At 71.2% G+C, this 8,721-nt stretch carries 6 protein-coding genes; 4 read left to right on the top strand and 2 right to left on the bottom strand.

The features are described 5' to 3' along the window. Positions 1–2: 2 nt before the first annotated feature. Together KBA23_RS14240 and KBA23_RS14235 are read left to right on the top strand one after the other, a co-directional pair. Positions 3–1,439: an NAD(P)(+) transhydrogenase (Re/Si-specific) subunit beta gene (locus tag KBA23_RS14240; RefSeq protein ID WP_290742093.1), complete on the top strand. Its 1,437-nt coding sequence runs from the start codon at positions 3–5 to the stop codon at positions 1,437–1,439. 189 nt (positions 1,440–1,628) lie between these two features. Then, positions 1,629–2,606 (top strand): formylglycine-generating enzyme family protein, encoded by a 978-nt coding sequence (locus KBA23_RS14235; RefSeq protein ID WP_290742090.1) that lies wholly within the window; start codon positions 1,629–1,631, stop codon positions 2,604–2,606. 151 nt (positions 2,607–2,757) lie between these two features. Here the strand turns inward: KBA23_RS14235 and KBA23_RS14230 are convergent, their stop codons facing one another. Continuing rightward, positions 2,758–5,190, bottom strand: coding sequence for an EAL domain-containing protein (locus KBA23_RS14230; protein WP_290742087.1), 2,433 nt, complete (start codon positions 5,188–5,190; stop codon positions 2,758–2,760). Positions 5,191–5,356: 166 nt separating this feature from the next. After that, positions 5,357–7,216, bottom strand: a complete 1,860-nt coding sequence (locus KBA23_RS14225; protein WP_290742084.1) for an ABC transporter ATP-binding protein — start codon at positions 7,214–7,216, stop codon at positions 5,357–5,359. 268 nt (positions 7,217–7,484) lie between these two features. Here KBA23_RS14225 and KBA23_RS14220 point away from each other — a divergent pair, with 268 nt between their 5' ends. Then, positions 7,485–8,279, top strand: a complete 795-nt coding sequence (locus tag KBA23_RS14220; RefSeq protein ID WP_290742081.1) for a cyclase family protein — start codon at positions 7,485–7,487, stop codon at positions 8,277–8,279. A gap of 84 nt (positions 8,280–8,363) precedes the next feature. Continuing rightward, positions 8,364–8,721, top strand: a 358-nt coding sequence (locus tag KBA23_RS14215) for a coproporphyrinogen III oxidase (protein WP_290742078.1), incomplete at its 3' end; no start/stop codon positions are given.

The following is an 8,721-nucleotide window of genomic DNA, read 5'->3' as shown; positions in this document are numbered from 1 at the left end:
ACATGCATCACGGTCTGGTCACGGCCGCCTACATCGCGGCGGCGGTCCTCTTCATCCTCGCGCTCGGCGGGCTCTCCAACCAGGAGAAGGCCAAGCGCGCCATCTGGTTCGGCATCGTCGGCATGGCACTGGCGGTAGTCGCCACCATTCTCGGCGAGGGATCCGGCGGCGTCTGGATCATGCTCCTGATGATCGCGATCGGCGGCGCCGTCGGCGCCGTGGTCGCCCAGCGGGTGCAAATGACGCAGATGCCGGAGCTGGTCGCGGGCTTTCACAGCCTCGTCGGGCTCGCGGCGGTGTTCATTGGGCTCAACGCCGACTTCGAGGCGGCCCGGGCCGCGCGCGCCGTCGCGGCAGGTACGGCCGACCAGCTCCACGGCTTCGCCGCGACGCTGGCGCACAAAGCCCCGGTCGAGCTGTCGATCATGCGGGTCGAGGTGTTCCTCGGCATCCTGATCGGCGCCATCACCTTCACCGGCTCGATCGTCGCCTACGGCAAGCTGGCCGGAAAGGTGCAGTCGAAGGCGCTCACCCTGCCGGGGCGGCACGCGATCAACATCGCCGCGGGCGTGCTCTGCCTGATCCTCGGGATCATGTACGCAAGCGGCGCCGGGGTCTGGACGATGGTGCTGGTCGCGATCATCGCCGGCGCGATCGGCTGGCACCTGATCATGGCGATCGGCGGCGCCGACATGCCGGTGGTGATCTCGATGCTGAACAGCTACTCCGGCTGGGCGGCGGCGGCGATCGGCTTCACGCTGTCGAACAACCTGCTGATCGTCACCGGCGCGCTCGTCGGCTCATCGGGCGCCATCCTCTCCTACATCATGTGCCGGGCGATGAACCGGAACTTCATCTCGGTCATCCTCGGCGGCTTCGGCGGCGCGGCCGGCCCGGCGCAGGAGATCGAGGGCGAGCAGGTGGCGATCGACGTCGACGGCGTCGCGGCGATGCTCGACGACGCCGAGAGCGTCATCATCGTTCCCGGCTACGGCATGGCGGTGGCGCAGGCGCAGCAGTCGGTCTCCGAGCTGGTCCGCCGCATGCGGGCGAAGAAGAAGGAGGTCCGCTTCGGCATCCACCCGGTTGCGGGCCGGCTTCCCGGCCACATGAACGTGCTGCTGGCCGAGGCGAAGGTGCCCTACGACATCGTCATGGAGATGGACGAGATCAACGACGATTTCCCCACGACCGACGTCGCCATCGTCATCGGCTCGAACGACATCGTGAACCCGGCGGCGCAGGAGGATCCGAACTCGCCGATCGCCGGGATGCCGGTGCTCGAGGTCTGGAAGGCGAAGAACGTGCTGGTGCTGAAGCGCGGCCAGGGGACGGGCTACTCGGGCATCGAGAACCCGCTCTTCTACAAGGAGAACGCGCGGATGTTCTACGGCGACGCCAAGAAGTCGCTCGACGAGCTGCTGACCAAGCTGCACTGACCCCCCGGCAGGGGACCGGCCCGAGGGGGGCATCGAGCCCCCCTCGGGCCGACGCGCAGGATGCGCGCCCGAGGGCGGGGTCGGGGTTCACCCGGGAACAGCCCTCGCCGTAGCGCGCGTGCCCGGGCGCTTGCTTCCGGCGCCGACTGGTCGCATGGATGGGGCGACGGGGCGGCGCAGGAGGGCGGGTTGGCGAAGACGGACCGGCGAAGCGGCGTCCCTGCGGCCCGCCAGGGCCTGACGCCACTGCGCCGTATCCCCGCGGGCGAGTTCCTGATGGGCTCGGACCGGCACTATCCCGAGGAAGCCCCCGCACACCGGGTCCGGCTCGGCGCCTTCGCCATCGAGGAGACCACGGTCACCAACCGCCAGTTCGCGGCCTTCGTCGCGGCGACGCGCTACCGGACCGTCGCCGAGCGTCAACTCGACCCGCGACTGTATCCGGGGGCGGATCCGGCGTCTCTCGTGCCCGGAAGCCTCGTCTTCCGCATGACCTCCGGCCCGGTCGACACGCGCGACTTCCGCAACTGGTGGATCTGGACGCCCGGCGCCTTCTGGCGGGCGCCCGAGGGGCCAGGCTCCGGTCTCGAGGGGCGCGAGGACCATCCCGTCGTCCACGTCGCCTTCGAGGATGCCCTGTCCTATGCCCGCTGGGCGGGGCGGGCGCTGCCGAGCGAGGCGGAATGGGAATACGCCGCGCGCGGCGGGCTCGACGGCGCCGAGTTCGCCTGGGGCGACGAGCTGGCGCCCGGGGGCATCCACGTCGCCAACACCTGGCAGGGCGCCTTCCCCTGGCAGAACCTGCTCGAGGACGGCTTCGCCCGGACCTGCCCGGTGCGGTCGTTTCCGGCGAACGGCTACGGGCTCTACGAGGTCTGCGGCAACGTCTGGGAATGGACGACGGACTGGTATGCCGCGGGCCACGCGCGGGACGCGGGCGAAGGCGGCTGCTGCCATGTCGAGAACCCGCGCGGCCCGGCGATGGCGGGGAGCTATGACCCGGGGCAGCCGGCGGTGCGGATTCCGCGCAAGGTGCTGAAGGGGGGCTCGTTCCTCTGCGCCCCGTCCTATTGCCGGCGGTACCGGCCTGCCGCCCGCCACCCGCAGATGGTCGACACCGGGATGAGCCATCTCGGCTTCCGCTGCGTGGCGCGCAAGCCTGCCTGATGCGGCTTCCGTCTGAAGACTTCGACGTCAAAGGCTTACGGCGGATCCTTCGATGCACACTCCATGCACGGTGTATGCACAACGCATATGCTAAGCAAAATGGTCGGAATTGAATCGTTAATGCAGGCGCCCGTCCCGGCGGACGAGGCGGTCACCGGTTCGGAGGGTTCCCGCGTTCAAGGCCGCGCGCGATCGTGGCGGCGTCGAGGGCCGGGCCGAAGTGGTGACCCTGCACGAAGCCGCAACCGGCGGCGCGCAGCGCACGGAGCTGGGTTTCGCTCTCCACACCTTCCGCCACCGTGGCGATGCCGAGGCGGCGCGACAGGTCGAGAACGCTCATCACGATCGCCGCGGTTTCCGGTTCGGCGAGGTCGCGCACGAAGGACCGGTCGATCTTGATCACGTCGAAGCGGAAGCGTCGCAGGTAGCCAAGCGAGGAATAGCCCGTGCCGAAATCGTCGAGGGCCATCCGCACGCCGCGTGCGCGCAGCCGCGCGAAGAGCGGCGCGAGGTCGGAGCGCCCGTCCATCAGCGAGGTCTCGGTGATCTCGAGCAACAGCCGCCCGGCGGGATAGCCCGAGTCGCGAAGGGCTGCGTCGAGTTCTTCCTCGAAGACCCCGTGGGCGAGCTGCACCGCCGAGACGTTGACCCAGAGGTCGCGGTCCTGCGGCCAGCGCGCCGCGTCGGCGCAGGCCTGCGCCAGCGCCCAGGCTCCGATCGGGCCGATCAGCCGTGCTTCCTCGGCGATGGCGATGAACTCGTCGGCCGGAACGGAGCCGTGCTCGGCGTGGGTCCAGCGCATCAGCGCCTCGTAGCCGACCGGGCGGCCGGTCTCGACGTCGATCACCGGCTGGTAGGCGAGCGCCAGCTCGCCACGGTCGAGCGCGGCGCGCAGGTCGAGCTCCAGCCGGCGTCGCGCCTCGAATTCGTCGGCCATCTCCGGCGCGAAGGACCGCCACGCATAGCGGCCCTCGCCCTTGGCGCGGTAGAGCGCCATGTCCGCGGCCTTCATCAGCTCGGTCGGATCTTCGCCATCCTGCGGAGCCAGCGCGATGCCGATGCTGGCGCCAAGCGCGACCTCGCGCCCCGCGATGGTCGCCGGAGCGCGCACCGCCTCGAGCGCCCGTTCGGCGAGCGCCGCGGCCCCTTCGGCGTCGAGGTCGCGCAGAACCATCGCGAACTCGTCGCCACCGAAACGGGCGGCGAGATCGCCGGGCCCGACCAGAGCGGCCATTCGGCCGCCGATCACCCGCAGCAGGTCGTCGCCCGCCGGATGGCCGAGCGTGTCGTTGACCGCCTTGAACCGGTCGAGGTCGAGCAGCAGCACCGCGATGCGCCGACGCGCCGCCAGGTCCCCGGACAGCTGACGCACGAAGCTCGACCGGTTGTTGAGGCCGGTCAGGCTGTCCTGCCAGGCGAGACGCGCCGTCTCCTCTTCGTTCCGGCGGCGGGTGCTGGTGTCGACCACCGTCCCTTCGAAGCCGGCGATCTCGCCGGCCTCGTCGCGGATCACCCAGGCGCTCTCGGCGACCCACAGGAGTTCGCCGGTTCCCAGCCGACGCACCTGCGAGACGAAATCGTCGATCCGGTCGTCCCGGAAAAGCCGGCGCAGGAACTCGTCGAGCCGCCCCGGCGCGGCGTCGAGGTCACGGGGATTGCGCACGGCGGCGAGGAAATCCTCGACCGATTCGAAGCCGTTCAGTCGCGCCAGCGCCAGGTTCGCCCGGATCGGCCGCCCGTCGACGTCGGCACGATAGAGGCCGACGGTCATGTTGTCGAAGAGGCGCCGGTTTTCCGCGTTCGCCGCGGCGATCGCCGCGTCGCGCCGGCGGCGCGCCGTCTGGTCGGTGAAGGTGCGCGCGAAGCCGCCGCCCGGCATCAGCGTGGTGCGCACCTCGAGCGTCTTGCCGTCGAAGGTATCGCGCTCGTAGACGTCGACCTCGGGCAGGTGGGCGCGGTCGAGGATGTAGGCGTTGAACCAGGCGCCCACCGTTTCCGCCGAGATCGTTCCGGTCTCGTACTGGTGAGCGATGATCTCCGGGAAGGTCGGACGCCCGGCCAGGAAGTCGTCGGGCAGGTGCAGAAGCTCCGCCGTGCGCCGGCTCAGCACCGGCACGCCGAGGTCGGGCTGCACGACGAGCAGCCCCTGGTCCATGTAGTCGAGCGCCCGGCGCATCAGGTCGCGCTCTCGCGCCGACTGCCCCTCCGCCACGAGGCGGGCGACGACCAGCGCCGCTTGCGCGAAGTCCGCCCGGGCGGCCGGGTCGATCGGCGGCTGGTCGGGTCCGACCGCCGCCAGCCGCCCGTGCCCCCCGGGCAGGACGGCCGAGACGGCGTAGCCGCCGACGGGGAGCGCCTCGGCGACGACCGCGCCATCCGCGGGAGCAGGAAGGGAGAGCGCCGCCCTGGCGAGCGCGTCCGGCGGCGTCCCGGACCAGGTCTCTGCCTCGGGCGTCGCGACCACGCCCCAAGGCAGGCCCGCCGTGACTGCGGCGAGCCGGGCGAGCAGGCGGAGGTCCGCGTCGGGGGAGGGGGACGGAAAGGCTTCCCGCTCGAAATCCATGCTCGCTGCCGCTTTCCTCACCGCGCGGTGCATCCTTTCACAACGCGCGCGGCAGTCCACCCGGAATTGCGCGCGCAACGCGCGTATTCCGCCCGGGGCGGCAACTGCGCCGCGCCGCGCGGAGGCCGATCCGAACGAAACGCCCGACCCTCTGGCGACGATCCGGGTTCCTGCGGAACCGGGCTTGCTATTCCGCAGCCGGTTCGAGCGACGACGGGGCGCAGTCGATGAAGCCGCCCGACTGGCGCTGCCAGAACCGGGCGTAGAGACCATTGCGGGTGAGAAGGCCGGCATGGGCGCCTTCCTCGACGACCCGGCCGTCGTCCAGGACGACGATCCGGTCCATCCGGGCGATGGTCGAGAGCCGGTGCGCGATGGCGATCACCGTCTTGCCCTCCATGAGCCCGTAGAGCGTGTCCTGGATGGCCGCCTCGACCTCGCTGTCGAGGGCGGAGGTCGCCTCGTCGAGGATGAGGATCGGCGCGTCCTTGAGGATCACCCGCGCGAGCGCGATGCGCTGCCGCTGGCCGCCCGAGAGCTTCACGCCGCGCTCGCCGACATGGGCGTCGTAGCCCCTGCGCCCCTCGCCGTCCTCGAGCCCGAGGATGAAGTCGTGCGCCTCGGCCCGCTTGGCCGCGGCGACGACCTCCGCCTCGCTCGCCCCGGGCCGGCCATAGAGGATGTTGTCGCGCACCGAGCGGTGGAGCAGCGACGGATCCTGCGTCACCATGCCGATCTGCCGGCGCAGGCTGTCTTGCGTCACGGTGCGCACGTCCTGTCCGTCGATGCGGATGGCGCCGCCCTCGGTGTCGAAGAAGCGCAGCGCCAGGTTGACCAGCGTCGACTTGCCGGCGCCGGAGCGCCCGATCAGCCCGACCCTCTCGCCGGGGCGAATGACCAGCGACACGTCGCGCAGGCCGCCCGAGCCGCGCCCGTAGTGATGGCTCACCCGGTCGAGCGCGATCTCGCCGCCCGTCACCGTCAGCTCGGCGGCGCCCGCCGCGTCGGGCAGCGCGATCGGCTGGGCGATCGTCTCCATGCCCTCGCGGATGATGCCGACGTTCTCGAAGAGCGAGGAGAGCGACCACATGATCCAGCCGGTCATGGCGTTGAGCCGGAGCGTCAGCGCCGAGGCGGCGGCGACCGCGCCGACGCTCGCCATGCCCTCGCCCCAGAGCAGCACGCCGCCGCCGACGACGGCCACGATCAGGAAGCCGTTGAGCACGGTGAGGCCGAACTCCATCAGCGTGATGAGCCGCATCTGCGCGGCGAAGGTGACGCGGGCGTGCTCGATCGCCTCGCCGGCATAGGCCTCCTCGGAGCGCGTGTGCGCGAAGAGCTTCACCGACTGGATGTTGGTGTAGCTGTCGACGATCCGCCCGGTGATCTGCGAGCGGGCGTCCGAGAACGCCTTGGACGCCCGCCCCACCCGCGGGACGGTCCAGACCACCAGCCAGACGTAGAGCCCGAGCCAGACGACCAGCGGCGCCGCCAGCCACGGGTCGACGTCGCCGAGCAGCCAGATGGCGCCGACGAGGTAGATGCCGGCATAGATCACCGCGTCGAAGGTCTGGAACACCGCCTCGTTCACCGCCGGCGCGGTCTGCATCAGCCGGTTGGCGATCCGCCCGGCGAAGTCGTTCTGGAACCAGCCGACCGACTGGCGCAGCACGTGGCGGTGCGAGCGCCAGCGCACCAGCGTGCCGACGTTGGGCATCAGCGACTGGTTGAGCAGCGCCGCGTTGAGCGTCTGCGCGACGGGGCGCAGGAGGATGACGAACGCCGCCGCGAGCGCGAGTTCCAGCCCGTGCCGGCTCCAGACCTCGGCCGGGCTCGTCTCGCCGAGGATGTCGACGAGCCGGCCGGCGTACCAGATCAGCGCGATCTCGATCAGCGCGACCGCGAGGCAGGTGAGACCGGCCCAGACCAGGACCGGCCGCATCCCGCGGAGATACGACATGACGAACGGCCACAGCCGCTGCGGCGGCGCGTCGGCGTCGTCATAGGGGGCGTACGGGTCGACGAGCGACTCGAAATAGCGGAGCATGGGGATAGCCTCGGGCAGGAATGACGACGAAGCGGGCCGCAACGGCCCTGTCCGGACCGATCACGATCGTGCGGGAATCCGGACTTTCTCCATCGAGCGCCTCCTGAGCGGGTTCGCGCGCTTGATACCGCGAATCGCCGGGGCTGTCACCCCTCGGAGTCTGGGGCCAACCGGCGGCCGCTCCGTTCCGCCCATCCCCTGTCGAGCGGCTTGGTGGCGCCGGCCGCCCTGTGGCATGCTCGCAGGACGCAAAACAGGGGGAAAGACCATGCGCGCCTTCGCCGTTCCGCTCGCCGTCTCCGCGGCCTCGCTCGTCGTCGCGTTCTCCGCGTCGGCGCAGGATCTCGCGTCGGGCCGGTGGATCGATCTGACGCATCCGTTCAACGAGGATGCGGTCTACTGGCCGACGGCCGAGATGTTCGAGCTGGAGGAGGTGTTCCACGGCCATACCGAGGGCGGCTGGTACTATACCGCCTACAACTTCTCCGCGGCGGAGCACGGCGGGACGCACCTGGATTCGCCCATCCACTTCGCCGAAGGCGGACTGACCGCCGACGCAATCCCGGTCGAGCAGATGATCGGCCCGGGCTTCGTCATCGACGTGCGCGCGGCCGTCGCGGCGGATGTCGACTATCGGGTCAGCGCCGCCGACATCGAGGCTTTCGAGGCCGAGCACGGACAGATCCCGGCGGGGGCGATCGTGCTGATCGACACCGGCCGCGCCGGGCTCTACTCCGACCGTGCGGCCTACATGGGCACCGCCGAGCGCGGCGCGGAGGCGGTGGCGAAGCTGCGCTTCCCCGGCCTCGGCAAGGACGGCGCCGAGCTCCTCGTCGCGCGCGGCGTCGGCGCGGTCGGCATCGACACGCCCTCGATCGACCACGGCCAGTCGACGAATTTCGAGACCCATGTCGCGCTGATGACCAACGACATCCCGGCCTTCGAGAACGTCGGCGACATGTCGGCGCTGCCGCCTGTCGGCGCAACCATCGTCGCGCTGCCGATGAAGATCGAGGGCGGCTCTGGCGGGCCGCTGCGCATTGTCGCGCACGTGCCGGAATAGCCGACCGGCCGGCGGCGCGCCGCGCGCGCTGGACATCGCCGCCGGCGCCCGGCACATCCGGCGGAGGCGCGAGCGGAGGCAGACATGGTGGAGAACGTCGGCGACGCAGAGAAGGCGCGGGCGGCGGCGTGGTTCGAGGCGCTGCAGGGCGAGATCTGCGCGGCCTTCGAGCGGCTGGAGGATGCGGGCGACCCGGCGCTGCCGGCGGGGCGGTTCGAGCGCAAGGCGACGCGACGCGAGGCCGAGGGGGACGGGGGCGGCGGCGTCATGGCGGTGATGCGCGGCGGCCGGGTCTTCGAGAAGGTCGGGGTGAACGTCTGGACGGTCTTCGGGACGCTGGCGCCGGCGGCGATGTCCAGCGCGCGCGGCGCGCCGCCGGCCGGTCGGCTATTCCGGCACGTGCGCGACAATGCGCAGCGGCCCGCCAGAGCCGCCCTCGATC

The organism is Amaricoccus sp. (assembly GCF_017995835.1).
Lineage (GTDB): Bacteria > Pseudomonadota > Alphaproteobacteria > Rhodobacterales > Rhodobacteraceae > Amaricoccus.
Note: the sequence above shows the minus strand (reverse complement) of the source record. Positions and strands in the feature narration are given on the sequence as shown.